Raw genomic sequence first — 22,947 nt, 5'->3', positions numbered from 1 at the left:
AACAGAAGAGCTTGATGCAAAATGTCATCTTGCACCAGGCAGTGGGCAGTGGGCAGTGGGCAGTGGGCACTGATCAGTGGCTTGTGGCAAGTAAAATCAGGATGTTGCCGGAAGCTTGCAAGGTTGTGGACAGTCCACGGTCTTTTTTGCAATGGCCTCAGCAGAAGTCCCTGCTCAACGTCTCCAAGGCTGCCTGTGGCTGGTCTGAGGGAGGACGGATCTTGAGTTGTCAATGATTCGTCAATTCGTAACGACTCAGCAGAGCCAGAATAAGATCTGGATACCGGCCTTCGCCGTTATGACGAACATGGAAACGGCTTACTCCGATCCGTCATTCCGGCGAAAGCCGGTAGCCAGTTCTGGGGACTGGCCATGCACCATATGTGCTGAATAGTTACGTCAATTCAAGATGTATCGTTTGGGGTCAACCGGCATGCCGTTCAAGCGGACTTCGTAATGCAGGTGTGGACCGGTGGTGCGTCCGGTGCTGCCGATGTAGCCGATCAATTCGCCGCGACTGACATCCTGCCCCGTTTTCACGTTGATTCGCTGCATATGCGCATAGAGTGTGACGATGCCCGAACCATGATCAATGGTCACGGTCAAACCGTAAGCGCCATCTCTGCCGGCGGAGAGAACCCGTCCCTTGGCCGTTGCATAAATCGGCGTTCCCGGCGGACCGGCGATGTCGATCCCCTTGTGGAACTCTCTTCTGTCCGTGAACGGAGAACGGCGATAGCCAAAATCGGACGTCACCCAGCCATCGGTGGGCCAGATGGAAGGAGTGGACGCGAAAAACCCCTGGTTGTCGCGCAAGGTTGTCAGCAGTTCTTCCTGGCGAATTTGCTCCAGTTTGGCTTCCGTCCGCAACTCTTCCAGAAAATTATGCATCTTTCGAACCAGCAGTTCCTGACGATGGGATGTCGCATACTGATCCGTAAAACCGATTCTTTCCGATCCCCCCAGAGAGAAAGAGGCCGGAACATATTCAGATTCAAGGTTGGCCATGACCCGGATCTTTGCATTGAACTGTGAAACCTGATTGACTTGGGTTTCAAGTTCCTTAATCTTCTCGGTCAGGATGAGAAATTGGGTCTCCTGATTTTCCAGATTACTTTGAGCCTGATGAAGCTTGTTCTGCATGGATCCGACACTCAGGCGATTCTGGAAAAAGTGGAGATTCAAGCCCAATGACGCAAAAAAAATGCCGGCTATCAGCAAACATATCCATATCCGAAGAGTGAACGTGCTACAGTTGCCGGCATTGTCCTTGAAAACAAGGATCTGGTATTTTTTTCTGATCATTGGACCCTTTGAACCTTGAGACCCGGCAAGACGTTAGCAGAGCCGAAGATTTGCAAGTTAGCGGATCATGGCCGGTCACATCGAATGCAATCGCGGACACAGTACCATTACTTCTGCCCAGTCATGTGATCTGCATTCAGCTTCGAAAGTTTTGCACGTCAACTGAAATGACTCTACACTTTTCGGCAGCTAATTTGCGGCCAATTCACATGATACACGCCAACATGTCAAGCTTGTCTACTTCCCTGGGAATTTCACTTCATCACGTCAAGCTGCCACCGCTTCAAAGCGCCATAGACACTGCCGTGCATTGCCGGATCATTGGATACCACATTCCGGAACCAGGTTTCGGTAGTGGCGCGTTCACTTTGCGTCGCCGATGGGCAGGGATTGCTCCATATGGGCAAGTTCCATTGCTTGGCCGCCTTGCGGATCATCGGCTTCTCCACGAGCAACAACGGCCTGATCAGCGTCAGCTCGCCTCCGAAATAATCTTCCCTGGGCGTCAGGCCCTCCACGCGTCCATTCCGGAACAGATTCAAGAAAAATGTCAGCACCAGGTCATCGGCATTATGGCCCAGGGCCAGATGCGTCAGATTGTATTGACGACAAATCTCAAAAAGGCGTTTCCGCCGATGCCAGCTGCACAAAAAACAGGCCGAATTCTTTCTGTTGGCGGAGCTGTGCGCCAGTGGCCCGTAATCCGTCAGTTCCGCATGAAGCGCGACCCCATGCGCCTGCAGCCAGGGCGACAAGGGTGCATGGCTGACCGGATCAAACCCGGGATTGAGGTGGATGGCCATGACTTCAAAGGGAAATGGAACAATTCGCTGCCGCAACAGGAGCACCTGCAGCAAGACCCAGCTGTCGACTCCGCCGGATACGGCAACACCGACTCTCGCCCCGGGCCAGATCATGCCCAAGCGCTGCATCAACAAGCCCGTCTGGCCGAGACATTTTTTTTGGGCAAAGGCCAATTTTCTGATACGCGTCATGGTGATTCCTTTCTCATGTTTTCGCCGCATGGCGGCGCAATGCGCTTAAACAACTTCCACATTCCCATCAACCATATATCGGGACATTATTTTTTCGAGAACAAAGAACGTTGACGCGACACACGTTCCTTGATAAATAATAAAGTTTTGCAAATTGAAGAAACCGCCGGGGAGGATATATGGCCAGAATAACAGTCGAAGACTGCTTGCAGCAGGTGGACAATAGATTTCTTGTGGTTCAGATGGCGATCAAGCGGGTCCAGCAATATCGTAAAGGATATAAGCCGCTGCTGGAAAGCGACAACAAGGACATCGTCACCGCTCTGCGTGAAATTGCCGCGGGCAAGGTGCTGCCTTCTGAAGACATTCAGCAAGCCGCGGTCATTGGCGTGACAAAGTAACATGGCGCAACGTAAGGATTTTTATGAAATCCTCGGAGTACCCGGGGATGCGTCGGAAGAGGAAATTAAAAAATCTTATCGACGCATGGCCATGAAGTACCATCCGGACCGCAACCCGGATGATCCACAGGCTGAGGTACGATTCAAGGAAGCCGCGGAAGCTTATGAAGTGCTTCGCGATCCACAAAAACGCGCCCACTATGACCGCTTCGGCCATGAAGGGCTTAACAATTCGGGCTTCCAGGGCTTTCGCAACACGGACGACATTTTCTCGACCTTCAGCGACATATTCGGTGAGTTTTTCGGGTATGGCAATCGCGGTCCCAGGCCCCAGGCCGGGGCGGATCTTCGCTACAACCTGACGTTGTCCTTTCGGGATGCGGCCAAAGGCCGAGAAATCGAGCTGGAACTGCCCAAGAACGAGACCTGCGAGGAATGCGGCGGATCGGGCGCGGCCGCGGGAACAAGGCCGGAAACCTGCCAGCAGTGTGGAGGGCAAGGCCAGATTCACCAGAGCCAGGGTTTTTTCCGTCTCGCTGTAACCTGTCCGATTTGCCAAGGCCAGGGTGAAATCATCACCACGCCCTGCCGGACCTGCCATGGCCGGGGCATCGTGCGGAAGATCCGGGAACTCAAAGTCCGGGTTCCGGCCGGTGTGGACAATGGAAGCCGCCTGCGCCTGCGTGGGGAAGGCGAGCCCGGCCTTTATGGCGGCCCTCCCGGCGACCTGTTTGTTGTCGTTCATGTGCAGGAGGACGACGTTTTTCGCCGCCAGGGACAGAACCTGGTGGTCAAAAAGGAAATCAGCTTCGTGGACGCCGCTCTCGGCTCACGCATCGAGGTGCCCACCCTGGACGACCCTGTCCCCATGGATATCCCCAAAGGTACCCAGAGCGGACATGTCTTTCAGATTTCCGGAATGGGCTTGCCGCACCTTGGCAGCAACCATCGGGGCGACCTGCTGGTCGAGGTCCAGGTGATGATCCCAACCAGGTTGACCGGCAAGCAGGAAGAACTCCTGCGCGAATTTGCCCGCCTGGAAGATGACCGGCCCATGAAAAAGGTGAAGCGCCTCTTTAAAAAGGCCAAGGATGCCGTAAAAGGATGACCATATGGGCGCAATGTTTTCTCATCTGACGGAAAATGGCGATTTGACCATGGTGGATGTTGGCGACAAGGAACTGACCCAGCGCCTGGCCATGGCCCGCGGCGAAATCATACTCTCCGCGAAAACCCTGGACCTGCTCCTGGAAAAGGCCCTGCCCAAGGGGGACGTCCTGGCCACCGCCAAGGTCGCGGGAATCATGGCGGCCAAAAGAACCGCCGAACTGATTCCCCTGTGCCACACCTTGAACCTGTCCTATGTCGATCTGCGTTTTGCCGTGGACGTACAACGCCTGCGTATCGTCATCGAATCCGAAATTCGCTGCACCGGGCAGACCGGCGCGGAAATGGAAGCTCTCATGGCGGTTCAGGTGGCTGCGCTGACCATCTACGACATGTGCAAGGCCGTGCAGAAGGACATCGTGGTCGGCCCCTGCCGCCTGGTGCACAAATCAGGTGGACGCGGCGGAACGTATGAAGCCATTCCTGACGAAGATCACCCGACCGACGATTCGGCGGATTAGGCTCAGGCCGAGCTGATCAATTTACAACTCAAAGCGCCCCGTGCGTCTCTCGTTCTTTTGAGAGATGTACGGGGCGCTCTTCTTTGCGGCTTCGCAGACGTCACCACACCTGACGGACCTTGACGCCTAGTTCCGCCAGAATGTTCTTGATTTCCCGGATTGAGTACTCCCCGAAGTGAACGATGGAAGCCACCAGAGCCGCGGAAGCCAACCCCTGGTTCAGGGCATCGGCCAGATGTTCCGGCTTGCCCGCGCCGCCCGAGGCGATCACCGGGATGGACACGGCCTCGGAGATCATCCGGGTCAGGTTCAGCTCGTAACCTTCCTTTGTGCCGTCGGCATCAATGGAATTCAGACAGATCTCCCCCGCACCCAGATCCTGAACCTTCCTGGCCCAGGCCAGGGCGTCGATCCCTGTGGGAGTACGGCCGCCATGAATGACAACCTCGTATCCCGACGGAATGGATTGGCTCGTATCCACCTTCAGCACGTCCATGCCCACGACAATGCATTGGGATCCGAATGCCGCCGCGCCCTGGGAAATGATCTCCGGCGAACGCACCGCAGCGGAATTGACGGAGATCTTTTCCGCACCCGCCAGAAGCACGGCCCGCATGTCCGCCACGTTGCGGATGCCGCCGCCAACGGAAAACGGGATGAAAGTCTTGGACGCGACCTCCTCCACCACCCGCAGCATGATGCCCCGGTCTTCGCTGGATGCCGTGATGTCGTAGAACACCAGTTCGTCGGCCCCTTCGTCGGAGTAGAACCGGGCCATGTCCACGGGATCGCCGATGTCCACGTTGCCCTTGAACTTCACGCCTTTGGTCAGCCTGCCGTCGCGCACGTCCAGGCAGGGGATGATGCGTTTACTGAGCATGGGCCACCTCCTTGCAATAGGCGTGAAAGTTGGCAAGCAGGGTCAATCCGGGTCGGCCGCTCTTTTCCGGATGGAACTGGGTGGCCCAGAGTCCGGGGCGGCCGAACAGGGACGCGAATTCCCGGCCATAGAACGTGGTCGCCAGGACCAGTTCGGGAGCAGGCGCGGGAAAGTAGCTGTGCACGAAGTAGAATTCCGCCTCGTCCGGGACATTGTCCAGCAGGCTGCATTGCTTCTTGCGCTGGAACCCGTTCCAGCCCATGTGCGGAATGATCAGATTCCGCCCGCTCTCATCCGTCCAGGCAGGATCGAACCTTCGGCATTCTCCGCTCAGGATGCCCAGTGTAGCGGTGTCGTTTTCCGCGCTGTAGTCCAGCAGGATCTGGCATCCCACGCAGATGCCCAGCAAGGGCTTTTCCGTGCGCACCACCTCGCCCAGAACCTTGTCCAATCCTTTGGTGCGCAATTCATCCATGGCCTGTCCGGCTGCGCCGACGCCGGGAAATATCACTCCAGCGGAACCGAGCAGCACGTCCGGATCGGCCGTGATTGAACAAGGGATACCCAGAAAATCCAGAGCCCGGCGGACACTGGTCTGGTTCCCGGCTTCATAATCCAAAATCGCCAGCATGGCTGTTCTCCTTGATCAACAGGGCAAATGAAACCTGCGCGAGCAGTGCTCAACATAATCCTTGCATCTTTACAAGACGCGCTGGACACTGTTCCAATCATAAAACCATGTATTTGTCACCTTACAGGCTCTGCCCGCAAAATTGTACCTCCGTCGCAACTGCTCTGCACTTTCAGAAGAGGACAGGAGTGTTCCGGATTGTCCCGATTTTGACTGAGCCAGGATTCGTTCATTGAATCATTGCCGAAGGTCCGAAGCGCCAAATGAGGTCTACTCGCGCAATGGTTCGATGTACGAGGCCGGCGAAGAAGTTGCGAGGCCAAAAAATCGGGACAATCCGGAACGCAGCTGAACTGTGCCCTCCGTCGACAGAACCAGAAAAGCGACGGTTGACGATCCTTGCCAGCAAACACGGCTCCGGGGTAGAGCCTCAGCCGGAACGAACGAACAACACGTATTGGAACGGGGGACGCTTATGTACATCGTCACTGGGGGGGCTGGATTCATCGGCAGCGCCCTGGTCTGGAAACTGAATCAGCAGGGCATCACGGACATCCTGGTCGTGGATGATCTGGGGCGGGGAGAAAAGTGGAAGAACCTGGTCAACCTGCGCTACGCCGACTATCTGCACAAAGCCACGTTTCTGCAACTTCTGGAACAGGGCAGATTGGGCCCGGAAGTGCAGGCGATCCTGCACATGGGAGCCTGTTCCTCCACCACGGAGACCGATGCCGAATACCTGATGGAAAACAATTACCGGTACACGAAAATCCTGGCCCAGTTCTGCCTGCGCCATGACGTCCGGTTCATCTATGCCAGCAGTGCGGCCACCTACGGCGACGGGACTCTGGGTTTCGACGACGATCCGGAGTTGATGCCCCGCCTGAAGCCGCTGAACATGTACGGCTACTCCAAGCAGCTCTTCGACCTCTGGGCCCTGCGCAACAAGGTGGCGGACAAGATGGTGGGATTGAAATTCTTCAATGTTTTCGGTCCCAACGAATATCACAAGGGCGACATGATGAGCGTGGTCTGCAAGGCCTATCACCAGATTCTCGAAACCCGGAGACTGCGCCTGTTCAAGTCCCACCGGGCGGATTACGCCGACGGCGCCCAGCAACGCGACTTCATCTACGTCAAGGATTGTCTGGACGTGGTCTGGTGGCTGCTCGAGAATCGGGAGGTCAACGGCATCTTCAATCTGGGCAGGGGCGAAGCCAGAAGCTGGAATGACCTGGCCACAGCCGTTTTTTCAGCCATGGAACAGCCACTCAATATTGAATACATCGACATGCCGGAATCCATCCGCGAAAAGTACCAGTATTACACGGAAGCGAGCATGGGCCGCCTGTACGACCTGGGATGTCCCGTCATCTTCGGCACTCTGGAAGCCGGCGTGGCCGATTATATCCACTCCTATCTGATGACGGAAGATCCCTATCTGGGATGAAAGCAGCTAACGCGGGCTTTGCCCGACCCAGTTTCAAGTTATCAGTTATCAGTTATTTTTTGTCCGGATTTTTTCCTGATAACTGATAACTGATAACTGATAACAATCTCTTTTTTTTGGTGACAGGCTTGAAGCAGTAAATCACTACAGTGCTTCGTACTGAACCTCTCTGCCCTACTTCCGGATCACCTTCACGACGCACCATGAACAAGGGGCGCACTTTCGTGCGCCCCTGACAATACCCGTCCATTCGGCAACCCGCGAATCGACCGGAACCTCTTTATAATCCCTTTTCGGCCAGAAACGCCGCCAGGTCCGCAAGACGGCAGGAGTACCCCCATTCGTTGTCGTACCAGGCTACCAGCTTGATCAGGTTGCCCTTGCCGCCCATGACCAGAGTAAATTCCTCATCCACGATACTGGAACGATCGTCGCCGATGAAGTCCGAGGAAACCAGGGGCAGGTCGGCATAGCCCAGAATACCGTGCAGCGGTCCGTCCGCCGCGGATTTCAGCGTGGCGCGAAGTTCCTCGGTGGTGGTCTCACGCTCCAGGAGGATGGAGCAATCCACCACCGAAACCGTGGGCGTGGGCACCCGCAGGGAGTACCCGTCGAAGCGGCCCTTCATCTCCGGCATGACCAGGGCCAAGGCTCTGGCCGCGCCGGTGCTTGTGGGGATGATGTTGCAGGCAGCGGCCCGAGCCCGTCGCAGATCCTTGTGCGGCAAATCCAGGATACGCTGGTCGTTGGTGTAGGAGTGGACCGTGGTCATGGTGCCCTTGACGATGCCGAAGGCGTCGTGCAGCACCTTGACCGGGGGCGCCAGGCAATTGGTGGTGCAGGAGGCGTTGGAAAGGATATGGTGATTTTGCGGATCGTACCGGTCCTGATTCACCCCCAGGACCAGGGTCACATCCTCCTCCTTGGCCGGAGCGGAAATGATCACCTTCTTTGCACCGGCCTGCAGATGCTGACCGGCAGTGGCCCTGTTCCGAAAAATTCCCGTGCACTCCAGAACAATGTCCACCCCAACGTCCTGCCATGGAATCTGGGAAGGATCGCGCTGGGCAAAGCTGCTCACGGTCCAGTCCCCGATGGTCATCCGGTTCTCGCTGGCTCCGGCCTCGAAACGGAACCGGCCGTAACTTGTGTCGAACTTGAAGAGGTGCACGTTGGTGGCCACATCGAACAGATCGTTGACCGCCACCACCTGCAGCCTGTCGGCGTGCTTTTCATGAATCGCCTTGAGCACCTGGCGGCCGATTCTGCCGAATCCGTTGATTCCAATATTAATTTTTTGCATGTCTCATCCTTTCTGTCACGAAAATATTACCGCTGCACATGGAAAAACGCTTGCCGCTCCCCATCCATCAATCATCGAACAGCCGATAGTCGTAGGCCGTCTGCAACTCGCTATCCAGCTTGAGACGGTGGTGCAGGCGGGCATTTTCAATGGCAATGGCGCTCAGGTTGGCGATGATGGTCAAAAATTCGATTTCCTCCTCTGAAAAATCCCGGCACTGCTCCGAATAACCCCGTAGCACGCCGATGGCTTTTTCCTCGGCCAGCAGCGGCAGCACCACGACAGAGGAAATTCCCTCTTCCTTGGCTTTTTCCGGATACTGAAAACGAGGATCGGAACAGGCCTCGCGAATGGTGACCTGCTTTCCGGAGAGGGCCTCCTGATCCAGTCCGCTCTTGGCCACTTCCACGGCGCCTTTTCGCAGGTAGCCTTTGCTGAGACCATGGGAAGCGCCCATCAACAGATGCTTGCCGTCGTCTCCCAGGAGGCGGATGGAGCAGGCCTTGAGATCCAGGGCCTTCGTCACCTGCTGGGTGATGGCGTCCAACACCAGTGAGGGATCCAGGCTGGAATTGATCACTTTGGCCACTTCGTACAGGGAATGATAATAGTCCTTCTCTTTGGTCATGGGGTCTTCCCTCCGGAGGATTCAGGTTCTCGTAACTTCTCGGCATACAGAAACGCCAGAAGACATGATTGGTCCGACCTGCCTGATTATGCCTTGAACAGGTCGTTGCATACCAAAATAAACAATAAGCCATTTTCTACCCGGATTCTTCACAAAGGTCGATATCACGGCAGACATTAAATTTTGCAGCGCAACAATGAAGCCCCATAATCGTTTGCCGATGGAATTCCTCCGATCGGCCATCGCCAACATAGTGACCTATGCCATGCCCGTATCTATTCAGCAAATCCGCGAAAAAGATCTGGATAGCGATAGCGCCGGCGTTCGCCGGTATGACTGTATAGATGCAGCTTGCCACGATAAGTCATTCCGGCGAAAGCCGGAATCCAGTGCAGGTGAATGACCACCCTCCGGATGAACTGAATAGTTACTCATGCCCTTCCTTTTCGCCTATGAACCGGCCATGACCCTTTATATCGATGCTGGGGGAGAAAGTCGTCAGAGCATGGGGGATCCGACCTGTCTGAAAAAAGAGTTCCACAAGCAAGGGCCCTGGAAGTTTCTTTCTCCAGGGCCCTTGCTTGTGAAGCGATGGCAGCAGTTGACGTACTCATCTTTCCGGAAGATTTTGTGGAATGCCTCCGGTCTGGCGTAATGCTTCGTAGAGCACGATCCCGGCACAAGTAGACAGATTCAGACTGCGCACTTCTCCCCAGATCGGAACGCGGATGCAAGGCGCATCATTTCCGAGCAATTCCGGAGGCAACCCCCTGGTTTCCGGCCCGAACACGAGCAAATCCTGCTCCTGAAAAAGGAACTGATGAATCTCGATTCCCTTCCTCGCACTGCTGTACACCAAACGACCAGCCCCGAAACCTTCAAGGAACGCCGCCCAGTCCGCCCAGACCCGAACCTGGACGTGTTCCCAATAATCCAATCCTGCCCGGCGAAGGTACTTATCCTCGAGCCGAAAACCCAGAGGTTCGATCAGGTGCAACGGCGTCCGGGTCGCCGCGCAGAGCCGTGCAATATTGCCGGTATTCGGCGGAATTTCTGGTTGGTAAAGAACTATCTGCACTCACAACTCCGCGAAGCATCCAAGTGACTCAAAATTAAAAAAAATCGGCAACGGCATTGAGAGCCTCAATAAAACGAAGAACTGGAGGAACTGTTCAGCATGCTACTGCCCTGTGGACTTTGGCATCGCAGGCGGCCTCGGTATCGATACCCGGATCGCAGGCGGAGCCATGCGTAGGTCTTCTCAACATTTTACGAAATTGATTCCGATCCCGACACCGACCCCGATGTCGGAGGCAGATCGCACACCATGTGCTGAATAATTACGATCTGAAAAATCATTGCTCGGCACGCCGCTGCAGAACCCACTGCTCGGCTCGTCCGCGGGCATCGCTGATCTGTCCCGGCGTCATGCGCATTTCAGCCAGATTCATGGCCTCGGCCGCCTGCTCCAGCCCATGAAACACAGCCAGAATGAACCACTTGTAGGCCAGCACGTTTTCCTGAGACACGCCCTCGCCGGTCAAATACATCAATCCCAGATTGAGCTGCGCCTCGGGAAGCCCCTGTTCTGCGGCCTTTTTGTAAAGGGCGGCGGCTCTGTGGAGATTTTTTTCCACGCCTTCGCCCCGTTCCAGCAGGTATCCGGCGTGATACTGCGCCGGCGCATAGCCTTTTTCAGCGGAAGCAACGAGCAGATCCAGGGCTTTTTGGATGTTCCCTTCCGTGTCCTCCTGCTCCAGATACAGCTGGGCCAGATTGTACAGGGCCTCAGGATGCCCCTGATTCGCGGCCTCGGTATACCAGTGCAGCGCCTGATTCTTGTCCGGGGCGAATCCCAACCCCTCCTCGAAGAGAATGGCCAGATTGTTCTGGGCTTCCGGATGCCCTCGCTCTGCCGCGATCCGATACCAGTGGGCGGCATGCAGATAATTCTGTTGCACCCCGACACCCATGGCGTACATGGCTCCCAGGTTGACCTGGGATTCCAGATGCCCCTGTTCGGCGGCTTGTTCAAACCAGTAGAATGCCGATGCCGGATCACGCGGCACGCCGCGCCCTTCGGCGTAGATCAATCCCAGCTGATGCTGAAACATGGCATCCCCCGCCAGGGCCTGCTGCTGGACAAAGCCCAGATCATGAGCGGATCCCGCGGAAAAATTTCGTTCCGCCCCGGCAAAGACAATCATGACAACGAGGCAACCGCAAAAAGCGATCCGCTTGGGCATGAGAACTCCTCGGATTAGGTTGAATACGGCAATTCACCGACTGAAGGCTCGCGCAAAGAGTGACAACGGTTTCATATGGCAGCCATTGCTTGCAGGGAGTGCAGGTAACCTGTCATTGACCTCTTGCTTCGCATGGCTGTAGATTCAGGATTGCCGGTGAACGGATCTCGCCGATAGCCGGTTCTGTTCATATTTTTCTGGTCATTTCCAGCGAAGCCCGCTGCGGAACCATTGTCCGTCTGATGTACAAAATCCACGTTCTTCCGGCAATCTCCTCAGCGGCGCATTTCCGTTTCCAGGCCGCCAGGAATCCCGCTGGCCTTGCAACATCTCCGCTCCGGCGCTTACTCAACGCATTCATGCAGCTTCAAGGAGGAACACATGAAATTTTCAATTCTTATTCTTCTTTTCGTTCTTCTGGTCTTTTCGGCACAGATATCCTGGGCCGGGACCACGAAATCCCTGACCGTCACCGTGTACAATCACGGACAGGCCTTGATCAACGAGATCCGCGAACTTGAACTCCCCTCCGGGACCGGAATGGTCGAGTTCAGCGGAGTCGCCGAAACCGTTCAGGCTCCAACGCTGCAGGTTCGATCCCGAACCGCACCGGAAGACTTTGCCGTGCTGGACATGAACTACGAGTATGACCTGATCAGCGTGCAGAACCTGCTGGACCGTTACGTCGGTCGAACCCTGCAGGTTGTCCTGCCCGACCCACACGATCGCAAGGCCACCATTCTTCGCGAAGCGACGTTGCTGGCCAATAATGATCGTCCGATTTTCCAGGTTGAGGATCAGATCTACGTCGGCGACTACGACTCGATTTATCTGGCCGAAATGCCGGAAGGATTGCGGCCCAGGCCGACCCTGGTCTGGCTGGTGCAAAACCAGGGCCCGGTCCGCCAGGACATCGACGTCTCCTACCTGGCCGGTGGCATGAACTGGCGCGCCGATTACGTGCTCAAGGTGGACCGCGACAATGACCGGGCATCCTTGTCTGGATGGGTGACCCTGGACAACCAGTCCGGCATGGCCTTTGCGGATGCCGCCCTGAAACTTGTGGCCGGCGACGTGCATGTGGTGCGCCCCGAACCCACCAGGATGCGCCGCGACATGGCCATGGCCGCCCCCATGATCGCGGAGCAGATGCAGCAGGAAGATTTTTTCGAGTACCACCTGTACAGCCTGCCTCGCCCGGTGAACATGGCCAACCGCCAGACCAAACAGGTCAGCCTGCTGCAGGCTCCCGAGATGCTGTTGGGAAAAAAGCTTGTCTCCCGCTACAGCGGATATCCCGGACCCGGACAGGGAATAATCAAGCAGGGCGTCGAGGTCTTCCTGATCTTCAAGAACACCGAGGCCAACGGACTGGGCATGCCCCTGCCCAGGGGGATCGTCCGGGCCTATCAGGAAAGCCGGGACGGCAGCACCTTGTTCATCGGCGAGGATCGCATCGATCACACTCCCCGGGATGCGGACGTGGAATTGAAAATGGGGCAGGCCTTTGACGTGAACGTGGAGCGGCGCATGCTTTCCCATGAGCAGATCGGCAAGAACATGGCCCGCTACACCTGGGAGATCCGGGTCCGCAACAGCAAGAACGAACCCCAGCGGGTGATCCTGGAGGAGTATGTACACGGCGACTGGCGGCTCACCCAGTCCAGCCATCCCCATGAAACCATTGATGCCCGAATGATCCGTTTCGAGGTCGACGTTCCGCCTTCCAGCGAGCAGGATCAGCTCGTGCTGACCTATACGGTGGAAGCACGATTCTGATTTCAACAACCGCAAGATCGCCTTCGGGCATGTCACCTCCGGGAGGATGTGCCCGCAATACCCTCTTTCCCATTGCCCAGGGAGCCTGAACCGTGCCCAACTATTGGCTGCTCAAAAGCGAACCCACCTGCTTTTCCATCGACGACCTTGCCGCGGCCCCGGACCAGACCACATTCTGGGACGGAGTACGCAATTATCAGGCCCGCAATCTGATGCGCGAAATGCGCATCGGGGATCAGGCCTTGTATTATCACAGTCAGGTTAACCCTTCCGTGGTCGGCCTGGCCGAAATCGTCCGTGAAGCATACCCCGACCATACCGCCTGGGATCCCCACAACGATCACTTTGATCCGAAATCCACGCCGGACAAACCGGTCTGGGACATGGTGGACATCCGCCTGGTGAAAAAATTCTCCCGTCCTCTGCCTTTGCCCATGCTGCGTACCATCACAGCGCTGGCCGGCATGGAACTGCTGCGCAAGGGCAGCAGGCTTTCCGTTCAGCCCGTGACCGCGGACCAGTTCGCGACCATCCTTGGCCTCGCCTCAGACCGATCCTCGTCATTGATTTCCCAGGAACACCATGCAACTCAATGAAACAAGCTCTACAACCTTCCGTCCGGAGATACTTGCTCCCGCCGGAGACCGGCAGGCCTTTTTGGCGGCCCTGGCGGCCGGTGCCGACGCCGTCTACTGCGGCCTGAAGCACTTCTCGGCCCGGATGGAGGCGGAGAATTTTTCCCTGCGCGAACTGGCCGACCTGACGCGACTGGCCCACTCCAAGGGACGCAAGGTCCTGGTGGCCATGAACACACTGCTCAAGCCCCGGGATCTCACTGCCGCCGGCCACCTGGTGGACCAGCTGCAGCGCCATGTCCATCCGGATGGCCTCATTCTTCAGGATCTGGGATTGCTGGAACTCACACGGCAAGCGGGCTTCTCCGGCGAAGTGCATTTGTCCACCCTGGCCTGCGTCAGCACGGCCTCCGGCCTGGAAACGGCGGCCCAACTCGGCGTGCGGCAGGTGGTGCTGCCCCGGGAACTGCATCTCGATGAAATCAAGCAGATGGCCCAGGCCTGCCCATCCGGCATGAACCTGGAAGTCTTCGTCCACGGCGCGCTGTGCTACGCCGTCTCCGGGCGCTGCTACTGGAGCAGCTACATGGGCGGAAAAAGCGGCCTGCGAGGGCGCTGTGTTCAGCCGTGCCGCCGGGTTTACAATCATGAAGGCCGGCTGGGAAGCTACTTCTCTTGCCAGGATCTCAGCCTGGACGTGCTGGTCAAAACCCTGCTGGACATCCCGGAAGTCCGCACCTGGAAAATCGAGGGCCGCAAAAAAAGCGCCCACTATGTTTTCTACACCGTCACCGCATACCGCCTTCTCCGGGACGAAGGCAATTCCGTCCGCGCCCGGAAAGAGGCCGCGGCCTTGCTGGAGATGGCTCTCGGCCGCCCCGGATCCCATGCCGGCTTCCTGCCCCAGCGCAAATACACGCCCCTGGCTCCGAACACGCATCTCGCTTCCGGGCTTCTGGCCGGACATATCCCCAAGGATGCAAAAACCGCGTTCATCCGTCCCCGACTTCCCCTGCACCCTGGTGATCTGTTGCGGCTCGGTTCCGAGGATCAACCGTGGCACAGGGTTTTGCGGGTCACACGGTTTGTCCCCAAAGGCGGACGATTTGACCTTGCCGCGGAACAAGGAAAAAAGGCTTCGGAGAGAACAAAACGCTCCTTCCACGGCAGACCGGGAGGCGCAACGCCCAGAAGTACGGCCCCGCCGCCGGGAGCCGCTGTCTGGCTCATCGATCGTCGTGAACCGGAATTGAAACAACTGATCCAGCAACTTGAAGTCGAGCTGAACCAATCTGCCCCGGATGAAGTTCAGGCTTCGTCCTTTACTCCGGTTATGCCCCGATCCGCGCGTTTTGAAGGTCGCGGACGAACCATGATTGTCTCCCGCAGGCCAAGGCGAAGCCAGGAAAAAGTTGTCCAGGCCATGTGGTTGGACCCGAAATTTCTGGAGCACATGGGCCGGGAGACATCCCGCCGTTTGTGTTGGTGGCTGCCGCCGGTGATCTGGCAGGATGAGGAACATTTATGGCGTAGCGCCCTGGAGCAGGTCCAGTCGGCTGGCGCAAGATTTTTCGTCTGCAACGCGCCCTGGCAGATTTCCCTGTTCAATTCCTCAGCCTCCATGACCAATAGGGAAATCTGGGCCGGTCCTTTCTGCAACACGGCTAATGCCCTGGCCATTGCCCAGTTGCGGGAACTGGGCTTTAACGGCGCCGTCGTCAGTCCGGAATTGGACGAGGAATCTTTCCTGATCTTGCCCGAACAGGCCGGTCTGCCTCTGGGAATTATTACCGAAGGATTGTGGCCTTTCTGCGTCTCACGCCTGCAGGCCGAGGAACTGGTCCCGGAAAAGCCTCTGGCCAGCCCCAAAGGTGAAATCGCCTGGGCGCGCAAATACCAACAAAATCTTTGGGTCTATCCGGACTGGACCCTGGACTTGCACTCCCACAGAGAAAAACTGGAATCCGCGGGCTATCGCCTCTTCATCCAGCTCGAGGAAAAACTCCCCCCAGGGATGAATCAACGCCCCCGGACATCCCCATTCAATTGGAATTTGCGGTTGCTCTGAAGTCTAAAGGAAGGAGTAACTATTCAGCACATACTCTGGTCACTCGCCAGAGCTGGATTCCGGCTTTCGCCGGAATGACGTATCATATCAAGTCTTTTCCAAGTTGAGTCATACCGGCGAAGGCCGGTATCCAGCCCGATTTTTCTCGGATGAACTGAGTAGTTACAAAAAAGGAAGAAAATCCGGCTCAGGCCTCGGTTGATTATCGCAACGGAAGCGCGAGCCGGAACGTTCATTTGCTGGCAAGGGAACAGCCTCGTTTTCGTTTTTTTTTATGGCGTTATTATGCGCTTGACGTGACATTATTTATCCCATGTGAATTTTGCGCACCCGCAAAGGTCGCCCCTACAAATTAATCTCAAGGATACGCAGTTACCGATAGCCCATCGCCCCTTACCCATCGCCCATCGCCCATTGCCCATCGCCCATTGCCCATCGCCCCTTATAAAAGCCTCAAGGCCTGATCTTGAGCACCTGGCCCGGATTGATCCGGTCTCCGCTGAGGTTGTTCTGGCGACGAATTTCATCCACGCTCACATTGTAGGTCCGGCTGATGCGGAACAGGGTGTCACCGGGCTGCACCTCATGGGTGATTCCCCTGGAGGCTGCAGGACGCTGCTGGGCCGGGGCTGATGAAGCGACGGGTGCGGGTGCGGGCGCGGGCGCCGGTGCGGGTGCCGGGGCGGGAGCGGGTGCCTGGGCGGCTGCTTGTTGCTGTGCAGGGCGCGGTGCCGGAGTCGCGGCTTGCCGTGTTGCGGGCTGATTGGAGAGTTCAGCGACCTGTTCCTTCATTTCCCGGGAAAGCTTGTCAACGCGCATGGTTAGAATACTGAAATCGCCCTGCATCCGGACCAAAGCCTGCTGACGTCCGCTTTCCTGGTTCTCCAGACCCATCAGCCGTGTCTCGATGCTTTCAAGCCGGGCCAGGATGTCGCTGAAGTCCCGATCCGCATTGCCGCCCCGCCCGGAAGAGATGATGATTACCATGATAACCAGGACAAACAAGCCCACGCCGCCAAGGATCAACTGCTTTCCCCGGCCCTCCAAAGCGTCTCGCAAAGTGTTCGGTTCCGGCTCTGGAGCCTCAACCTCTCTCGGTTCCTGCTCCATGGATTCCAACTTCTGCAACCAGCTTTTTTTGTCCATATATATTCTCTCCGGTTAGTGTTAAGGTGCGTCGGCATGTTTCCAAAAAACACCGCAAGATGCAAGCCGCTCCTGCTTCAGGAAGGATGCAAATTCCAGCGTTCTCCTGTCCTTTGAATCCCTGATGCCTCCTCTCCTCGTCATAACATCCGGGATGATTTGCTTATCCTTGATCAGGACCGGCACAAGCCGACATTATCGCAGGTAGGAATTTTTCTGAAATAAAATGCTTGACACCTAAAAACTGTTTTGACTATTTATATCTCCATGCCTTCCTCAACCACCCTCCTCTCCACCAATTTTTATTTTGGTTTTTTTTATTTTTGGCGTGGATTGGCCTGTGGTCAGAGGGAAGCGGTGTATCCAATACAATAGGAAACCAGAATAAACCGCTCTCAAAGGGCCGCAGGCAAACCGCCTGCGGCCCTTTTTTTTTGGCTCAGGCGGCGACGAGACGGACTCCTGGAGACAATGCCGGGGAGATGAGATCATGCAAAACATGCACTTGGGAAAAGCAGTCCGACTGGAACGCATTTTCAACCGCAACACGGGGCGCACCATTGTCGTGCCCATGGATCATGGCGTCAGCGTGGGCCCCATTTCCGGGCTGGTGGATATGCGCGAGTCCATCAACAATGTGGCCGAGGGCGGCGCCAACGCCATCATCCTCCACAAGGGACTGGTGCGCTGCTCCCATCGCGGCCGCGGCGCGGACATTGGACTGATCGTCCACCTTTCCGCCAGCACGTCCCTGTCCCCCTTCCCCAATGCCAAGACCCTGGTCGGCACGGTGGAGGACGCCATCAAGCTGGGTGCGGACGCCGTCAGCCTGCACATCAATCTCGGCGACGAGACCGAGAGGCACATGCTGGAGCAGATGGGGCGGGTGACCACCTCGGCCATGGACTGGGGCATGCCCGTGTTGGCCATGGTCTATGCTCGCGGCCCGAAGATTCCCAATGAGTTCGATCCGGACGTGGTGGCCCAGTGTGCCCGGGTCGGAGTGGAACTGGGCGCGGACGTGGTCAAGGTGCCGTACACCGGCAGCATCGAAACCTTCCGGCCCGTGGTGGAAGGGTGCTGCGTGCCCGTGGTCATTGCAGGAGGACCGAAACTGGACAGCAGCGGGGACCTGGTGCGCATGGTCTACGACAGCCTCCAGGCCGGCGGCGCGGGTTTGTCCATCGGGCGGAACATCTTTCAGGCCGAGCAGCCTTCCCGTCTGGTCCAGGCCCTGCACGGCATTGTTCACGACGACTGGGAAGTGGCCCAGGCCATGGAATTGTTGCAGTAAATCAAGTTAATTCGGACTGCGGCTATGCATCTGCTCTGCTGAAAAAGACGCGACAACAAGAGGACACCAACATGCCCCAAGTCTGGTTTAAAGCCGTTCCCTTCGACAAGAACTCAGTGACCCTGGCCCTGGAATCCGGTGTGGACGTTCTGATCGCTCCCCCGGACCGCGTCGACGAGATCAAGGCTCTGGGCCGCGTTCAGGTCCTGGCTGAGAATGAAATTGAAACCATCTGTCTGGAACAGAAGGCCGACGAAGAACAGGCCGTGCACTGCCTGCGCACCCAGGGCAAGGTTCTGTTGCGTCTCGGCTGGGAGATCATTCCCGTGGAAAACATTCTGGCCCAGGGCGACGGCCTCGGCGTCGAGGTGATGTCCCTGGACCAGGCCCGGCTGGCCGCGGGGATTTTGGAACGCGGCGTGGATTTCGTGGTTGTTCTGCCCGAAGCGGTGCAGGAATTGAAAGCCATCGTGGCCGCATTGAAGCTCTCCGAAGGCATTCTTGAGCTGGACACGGCCCGGATCGAGGAAATCGCGCCCGTGGGCCTGGGCCACAGGGTCTGCGTGGATACCTGCTCACTGCTGCGCACCGGCCAGGGCATGCTGGTGGGCAATTCCAGCGCCTTCACCTTTCTGGTCCATGCCGAAACCGAAGACAATCCCTATGTCGCGGCCAGACCGTTCCGGATCAATGCCGGCGCCGTGCACGCCTATACCCTGCTGCCTCGCGACCGGACCGCCTATCTCGGGGAAATATCCGCCGGTCGCGAAGTGCTGGTCGTGGACGCCCAGGGCCGGACATCCTTGGCCGTAGTCGGGCGGTCTAAAATCGAAATTCGTCCCCTGATCCTGATCACCGCCTCCAGCGGAGGCCGCCGGGGCACGCTCTTCCTGCAGAACGCGGAAACCATCCGCCTGACGCGTCCTGACGGAACACCGGTCAGCGTGGTGGCCCTGGCCCCCGGCGACGAGGTGCTGTGCCGCCTGGACACGGCAGGACGCCATTTCGGCATGGCCATTACCGAGGAGATCAGCGAAGCATGAGCCAGAACAGCAGCGAAATACCTCTGTCGGAGGAGACCAGGTCCCGCATGGCCGAACTGCGGCAGGGGATCGACGCCGTGGACCGCGAACTTCTGACCCTCCTGAACCGCCGGGCGGGGTTCAGCCTGGAGGTCGGACGACTGAAGCGGGACCAGAAGGACATCATCTTCAAGCCCTTCCGCGAAAAGGAACTCCTGGCCGGACTGATCGCAACCAATCCCGGCCCCCTTCCGGAAGAGCATCTGCGCACCATCTACCGGGAAATCCTCTCCTCCTCCCGCCGTTTGCAACGCCCGCAGACCATCGTCTACCTCGGGCCCGAAGGGACGTTTTCCTACTTTGCCGGGGTGGAATACCTCGGCCACAGCGGTGAATTCCGGCCCAAGCCGACATTGCATGAAGTCTTCACGGCCATTGTGCGCCAGGAAGCCGAACTGGGCGTGATCCCGCTGGAAAACTCCCTGCAGGGCACCGTTGGGCAAAGCCTGGATCTGTTTCTGCAGTTCGAGGTTCATGTCCAGGCGGAAATCTACTGCAAGATCAGCCACGCCCTGCTCTCCACGGCTCGGCAAATGGCCGACGTGAAACGGGTCTATTCCCATCCCCAGGCTTTGGAGCAATGTTCGGCCTGGCTGCGGGCCCATCTGCCCACGGCCGGCATCGTGCCCGCGGAAAGCACGGCCGCAGCGGGCCGCCGGGTCCTGGAGGAACCTGACAGCGCCGCCATCGGCCATGTCCGCCTCGGGCAGATGCTCGGCCTGACCACCCTGGCCCAGCGTATCGAGGATCAGCCGGACAACTGGACCCGCTTCCTGGTCATCGGTTCCGTTCCGGCCGGAGCGGGCAACCAGGACAAGACGTCCATCCTGTTCACCCTGCCGGACAAGCCCGGGGCCTTGGCCGCGGTCCTGAACCTGCTGGCCCGGGAAGGCATCAACATGAAAAAACTGGAATCGCGGCCGTTTCGCGGCGAGAAATGGAAATACGTCTTTTTCGTGGACCTGGAGTGCGACATCAGTCGCGAGGAATACCAGCAGGTCCTGGTGGACCTGCGCAACAACTGCCATACCCTGCGCATACTCGGCAGTTACCCCTCTGGTCCCTACCTGGACGTCACCGCCGACACATGATCTTTTTTCCTGAATCCAAGGATTTTCCATGACCACACAGCCATCTCCCGTCATTCTCCAGGCCCCGGCCTCCAAATCCCTGTCCCACCGCGCCCTCATCGCCGCAGCCCTGGCTCCGGGCAAATCCCACCTGTCCAATGTCCTGGAAAGCGAGGACCTGGAACGCACCCGGGACATTCTGGCCCTGGCTTCGGCACTGATCCAGCGTGATGAACCGGGCCGGCATACGGTCTCCGGAATGCCTCGCGGCCCGCTGGGCCGCCAGGGCCAGGAGGACCAGGAACCGCTGATCATGGACGTGGGGGAGTCGGGCACCACCTGTCGCCTCCTGACCGCGGTCCTGGCCGCGGGTCAGGGAATGTTCCGGATCCAGGGCCGGGGCAAGATGCACTCCCGCCCCATTGCCAGCCTGGTCCGGGCTCTGCGCACGCAGGGAACGGAAATCGACTACCTGGAACAGCAGGATTGCCCTCCCCTGCTCCTGCGGGCCGCGGGTCTGCCCGGCGGTGAAGTCTCCATCGATCTGGACGAATCCAGTCAGTACCTCTCCGGCCTGCTTCTGGCCGCGCCTTTGGCCCGATCCGCAATGACGATTCAAATAGGCGGAAACAAAGTAGTCTCCTGGCCCTACGTCGGTCTGACGTTGCAGATCATGGAACAATTCGGGGCAAGTTTCCAGGTCCAAAGCCTGCAACAGGAAGGTTGGACCGACGTGCCCTGGCAGAACCCAGGGGACGTGGTACCCGGACGCCTGCGCATCATCGTCCACCCTGGAGCGTATCAACCTCGGGACATGGCCGTGGAAGGCGACTGGAGCAACGCCTCGTACTTCTTGGCCGCCGGCGCGCTGAGCCGTGTTCCGGTGGGGCTGCGGGGGCTGAACATGGACTCTCTCCAGGGCGACCGGGCAATAGCGGACATCCTGGCCAGAATGGGCGCCAGGGTGACCTGGAAAGAGGACGAGGTCGTGGTTGCAGGCAGTCGGTTGCACGGCGTGGACCTGGACATGGGCCACTGCCCGGACCTGGTACCCACGGTGGCGGCCGTGGCGGCCCAGGCCGAAGGAACCACCACCATCCGCAACGTGGCCCACCTGCGGATCAAGGAAAGCGACCGTCTGGATGCCGTGGTCACGGAACTGACCCGTATCGAAACCAGGGCCACCCCCCTGGAGGACGGCATGCGTATCGAACCCGCGCCCCTTCCCGTAGGCCGACGCTTCGCCTTCAAGACCTACGGCGACCACCGCCTGGCCATGAGCCTCTCGCTTCTGGAACTGGCCGGAATCGGCGTGGAGCTGGACCAGCCGGGCTGCGTTGCCAAATCCTTTCCGGACTTCTGGACCCGCTGGGCGGAGATGAAAACAGGCCTGCACGCGGCCGGACAGGAGACGGCATGACGCTGACGACGGCTCAACCGTCCAGCTGGGATCACTCCGCTCCCGGCCGGATTTCCCGCTGCTGCGTGATCGGCGCCGGCGGGCGCATGGGCGGCCTGTTCGTTTCCCGCTTCAAGGAGGCCGGATTCGAGACGACCGGGCTGGACCAGCCCCTGGAAGCCCCGCTTCTGGCCGAGGTTTTGCCCGTCCAGGATCTCGTGCTCCTGGCCGTTCCCGCACCGGCCATGGAGGAAGTCCTGGCTAAATGCGCCCCGCATTGCAGGCTGGATTCCATCCTGATGGACATCTGCTCCGTGAAGATCCAGCCCCTGCGCCTGATGTTGGACCATCACCCGGGACCGGTGGTGGGCACGCACCCCCTGTTCGGCCAGGATCCCGGCGAGGAACCGCGCGTTGCCGTGATCCCGGGCCGCGACGAACAGGCCATGCAAATGGTCGCTCAACTGCTTCAGGGCCTGGGCTTTCAGACCTTTCCCACCACGGCGGAGACGCATGACCGGGCCATGGCCGCGATTCAGGGGCTGAACTTCGTGACCACCGCCGCCTATCTGGCTGCGTTGGCCGGGGATGACGCACTGCGGGACTTCCTGACACCTTCCTTTGAGCGCAGACTGGAGGCGGCCCGTAAGATGCTCACCGAGGACGCAGCCCTTTTCGCGGACCTGTTTGAGGCCAACCCCTACAGCCAGGACGCGGTCCGCCAATTTCGCTCCCACCTGAACATCGCCGCCGGCGGGGACGTGGACGTCCTTGCCCAGCGGGCCGGCTGGTGGTGGCGAAGCTCATAGTCCAGGGGAAGACCGGCCCAAAAGCTTGTGCATCATCACGACATTTGACTTCAAAAGCCGCCTTCCCCAGGGAAGGCGGCTTTTTTTTGTTGGGCAATCAACTGTCAGCTTTGAGAAGTTATCAGCACGCACTGTCATTATGCGATCAGCAGCAAGCAGATTTTACCACGAAGAGCACGAAGGACACGAAGGTCATGAAGAAATGATTTCTCTCTGGATGATTTGAATTCGCGAATGAACAGCGCAGTATTATTTATT

General features: G+C 58.1%; 21 protein-coding genes. 12 read left to right on the top strand and 9 right to left on the bottom strand.

The annotated features are described in order from the left end of the window. Positions 1–399 precede the first annotated feature (399 nt). Positions 400–1,143, bottom strand: coding sequence for a M23 family metallopeptidase (locus tag ACYQ15_RS17435; protein WP_459938770.1), 744 nt, complete (start codon positions 1,141–1,143; stop codon positions 400–402). 416 nt (positions 1,144–1,559) lie between these two features. Continuing rightward, positions 1,560–2,300: a tRNA lysidine(34) synthetase gene (locus tag ACYQ15_RS17430; RefSeq protein WP_459938769.1), complete on the bottom strand. Its 741-nt coding sequence runs from the start codon at positions 2,298–2,300 to the stop codon at positions 1,560–1,562. A gap of 179 nt (positions 2,301–2,479) precedes the next feature. Between ACYQ15_RS17430 and rpoZ the strand changes: the two genes are divergently transcribed. The 3 genes from rpoZ to moaC are packed head-to-tail and all read left to right on the top strand — an operon-like array spanning position 2,480 to position 4,329. Continuing rightward, positions 2,480–2,701: a DNA-directed RNA polymerase subunit omega gene (gene rpoZ / locus ACYQ15_RS17425; protein WP_092117367.1), complete on the top strand. Its 222-nt coding sequence runs from the start codon at positions 2,480–2,482 to the stop codon at positions 2,699–2,701. A gap of 1 nt (position 2,702) precedes the next feature. Beyond that, positions 2,703–3,809: a molecular chaperone DnaJ gene (gene dnaJ, locus ACYQ15_RS17420; RefSeq protein ID WP_459938768.1), complete on the top strand. Its 1,107-nt coding sequence runs from the start codon at positions 2,703–2,705 to the stop codon at positions 3,807–3,809. Positions 3,810–3,813: 4 nt separating this feature from the next. After that, on the top strand, positions 3,814–4,329 hold the full coding sequence (gene moaC, locus ACYQ15_RS17415; RefSeq protein ID WP_459938767.1) for a cyclic pyranopterin monophosphate synthase MoaC: 516 nt from the start codon (positions 3,814–3,816) through the stop codon (positions 4,327–4,329). 100 nt (positions 4,330–4,429) lie between these two features. Here the strand turns inward: moaC and hisF are convergent, their stop codons facing one another. Together hisF and hisH are read right to left on the bottom strand one after the other, a co-directional pair. Continuing rightward, positions 4,430–5,209, bottom strand: coding sequence for an imidazole glycerol phosphate synthase subunit HisF (hisF, locus tag ACYQ15_RS17410; RefSeq protein ID WP_459938766.1), 780 nt, complete (start codon positions 5,207–5,209; stop codon positions 4,430–4,432). Continuing rightward, positions 5,199–5,840, bottom strand: a complete 642-nt coding sequence (gene hisH / locus ACYQ15_RS17405) for an imidazole glycerol phosphate synthase subunit HisH (protein WP_459938765.1) — start codon at positions 5,838–5,840, stop codon at positions 5,199–5,201. Before hisH ends, hisF begins: the two co-directional genes overlap by 11 nt. A gap of 475 nt (positions 5,841–6,315) precedes the next feature. Here hisH and rfaD point away from each other — a divergent pair, with 475 nt between their 5' ends. Then, positions 6,316–7,290, top strand: coding sequence for an ADP-glyceromanno-heptose 6-epimerase (rfaD, locus tag ACYQ15_RS17400; RefSeq protein ID WP_459938764.1), 975 nt, complete (start codon positions 6,316–6,318; stop codon positions 7,288–7,290). Between the two features lie 280 nt (positions 7,291–7,570). On the opposite strand, the gene gap is transcribed toward rfaD, so the two are convergent. The 4 genes from gap to ACYQ15_RS17380 form a co-directional block, all read right to left on the bottom strand. Then, positions 7,571–8,593, bottom strand: coding sequence for a type I glyceraldehyde-3-phosphate dehydrogenase (gene gap, locus ACYQ15_RS17395; RefSeq protein WP_459938763.1), 1,023 nt, complete (start codon positions 8,591–8,593; stop codon positions 7,571–7,573). A gap of 67 nt (positions 8,594–8,660) precedes the next feature. Beyond that, the gene (locus ACYQ15_RS17390) at positions 8,661–9,221 is read right to left on the bottom strand and encodes a GAF domain-containing protein (RefSeq protein WP_459938762.1); all 561 of its coding nucleotides are present in this window, start codon (positions 9,219–9,221) and stop codon (positions 8,661–8,663) included. Between the two features lie 610 nt (positions 9,222–9,831). After that, on the bottom strand, positions 9,832–10,299 hold the full coding sequence (locus tag ACYQ15_RS17385) for a tRNA (cytidine(34)-2'-O)-methyltransferase (protein ID WP_459938761.1): 468 nt from the start codon (positions 10,297–10,299) through the stop codon (positions 9,832–9,834). 277 nt (positions 10,300–10,576) lie between these two features. After that, positions 10,577–11,467 carry a tetratricopeptide repeat protein gene (locus ACYQ15_RS17380; protein ID WP_459938760.1) on the bottom strand — a complete coding sequence of 297 codons (891 nt, stop codon included), beginning with the start codon at positions 11,465–11,467 and terminating at the stop codon, positions 10,577–10,579. Between the two features lie 381 nt (positions 11,468–11,848). Here ACYQ15_RS17380 and ACYQ15_RS17375 point away from each other — a divergent pair, with 381 nt between their 5' ends. The 3 genes from ACYQ15_RS17375 to ACYQ15_RS17365 all read left to right on the top strand — a co-directional run bounded on the left by ACYQ15_RS17375 (position 11,849) and on the right by ACYQ15_RS17365 (position 15,889). Then, on the top strand, positions 11,849–13,246 hold the full coding sequence (locus ACYQ15_RS17375) for a DUF4139 domain-containing protein (protein ID WP_459938759.1): 1,398 nt from the start codon (positions 11,849–11,851) through the stop codon (positions 13,244–13,246). A 92-nt stretch (positions 13,247–13,338) separates the two neighbouring features. Then, on the top strand, positions 13,339–13,842 hold the full coding sequence (locus ACYQ15_RS17370) for an EVE domain-containing protein (protein WP_459938758.1): 504 nt from the start codon (positions 13,339–13,341) through the stop codon (positions 13,840–13,842). Beyond that, positions 13,829–15,889: a peptidase U32 family protein gene (locus ACYQ15_RS17365; protein WP_459938757.1), complete on the top strand. Its 2,061-nt coding sequence runs from the start codon at positions 13,829–13,831 to the stop codon at positions 15,887–15,889. The genes ACYQ15_RS17370 and ACYQ15_RS17365 overlap by 14 nt, the downstream gene beginning before the upstream one ends. A gap of 453 nt (positions 15,890–16,342) precedes the next feature. Here the strand turns inward: ACYQ15_RS17365 and ACYQ15_RS17360 are convergent, their stop codons facing one another. Then, a complete protein-coding gene (locus ACYQ15_RS17360) occupies positions 16,343–17,035 on the bottom strand; it encodes a LysM peptidoglycan-binding domain-containing protein (protein ID WP_459938756.1) in 693 nt (230 codons plus the stop codon). 499 nt (positions 17,036–17,534) lie between these two features. Between ACYQ15_RS17360 and ACYQ15_RS17355 the strand changes: the two genes are divergently transcribed. The 5 genes from ACYQ15_RS17355 (at position 17,535) to ACYQ15_RS17335 (ending at position 22,689) form a co-directional block, all read left to right on the top strand. Beyond that, positions 17,535–18,329: a 2-amino-3,7-dideoxy-D-threo-hept-6-ulosonate synthase gene (locus ACYQ15_RS17355; protein WP_459939612.1), complete on the top strand. Its 795-nt coding sequence runs from the start codon at positions 17,535–17,537 to the stop codon at positions 18,327–18,329. 71 nt (positions 18,330–18,400) lie between these two features. Next, positions 18,401–19,372 (top strand): 3-dehydroquinate synthase II family protein, encoded by a 972-nt coding sequence (locus ACYQ15_RS17350; protein WP_459938755.1) that lies wholly within the window; start codon positions 18,401–18,403, stop codon positions 19,370–19,372. Then, positions 19,369–20,502 (top strand): prephenate dehydratase, encoded by a 1,134-nt coding sequence (gene pheA, locus ACYQ15_RS17345; RefSeq protein WP_459938754.1) that lies wholly within the window; start codon positions 19,369–19,371, stop codon positions 20,500–20,502. Before ACYQ15_RS17350 ends, pheA begins: the two co-directional genes overlap by 4 nt. Before the next feature lie 28 nt (positions 20,503–20,530). Then, a complete protein-coding gene (aroA, locus tag ACYQ15_RS17340; protein WP_459938753.1) occupies positions 20,531–21,901 on the top strand; it encodes a 3-phosphoshikimate 1-carboxyvinyltransferase in 1,371 nt (456 codons plus the stop codon). Beyond that, positions 21,898–22,689, top strand: coding sequence for a prephenate dehydrogenase/arogenate dehydrogenase family protein (locus ACYQ15_RS17335; RefSeq protein ID WP_459938752.1), 792 nt, complete (start codon positions 21,898–21,900; stop codon positions 22,687–22,689). The genes aroA and ACYQ15_RS17335 overlap by 4 nt, the downstream gene beginning before the upstream one ends. Positions 22,690–22,947: the final 258 nt, after the last annotated feature.

Source organism: Desulfonatronum parangueonense, from assembly GCF_054656975.1.
The sequence above is the reverse complement of the archived record's forward strand: the minus strand, read 5'-3'. Positions and strand labels throughout refer to the sequence as shown.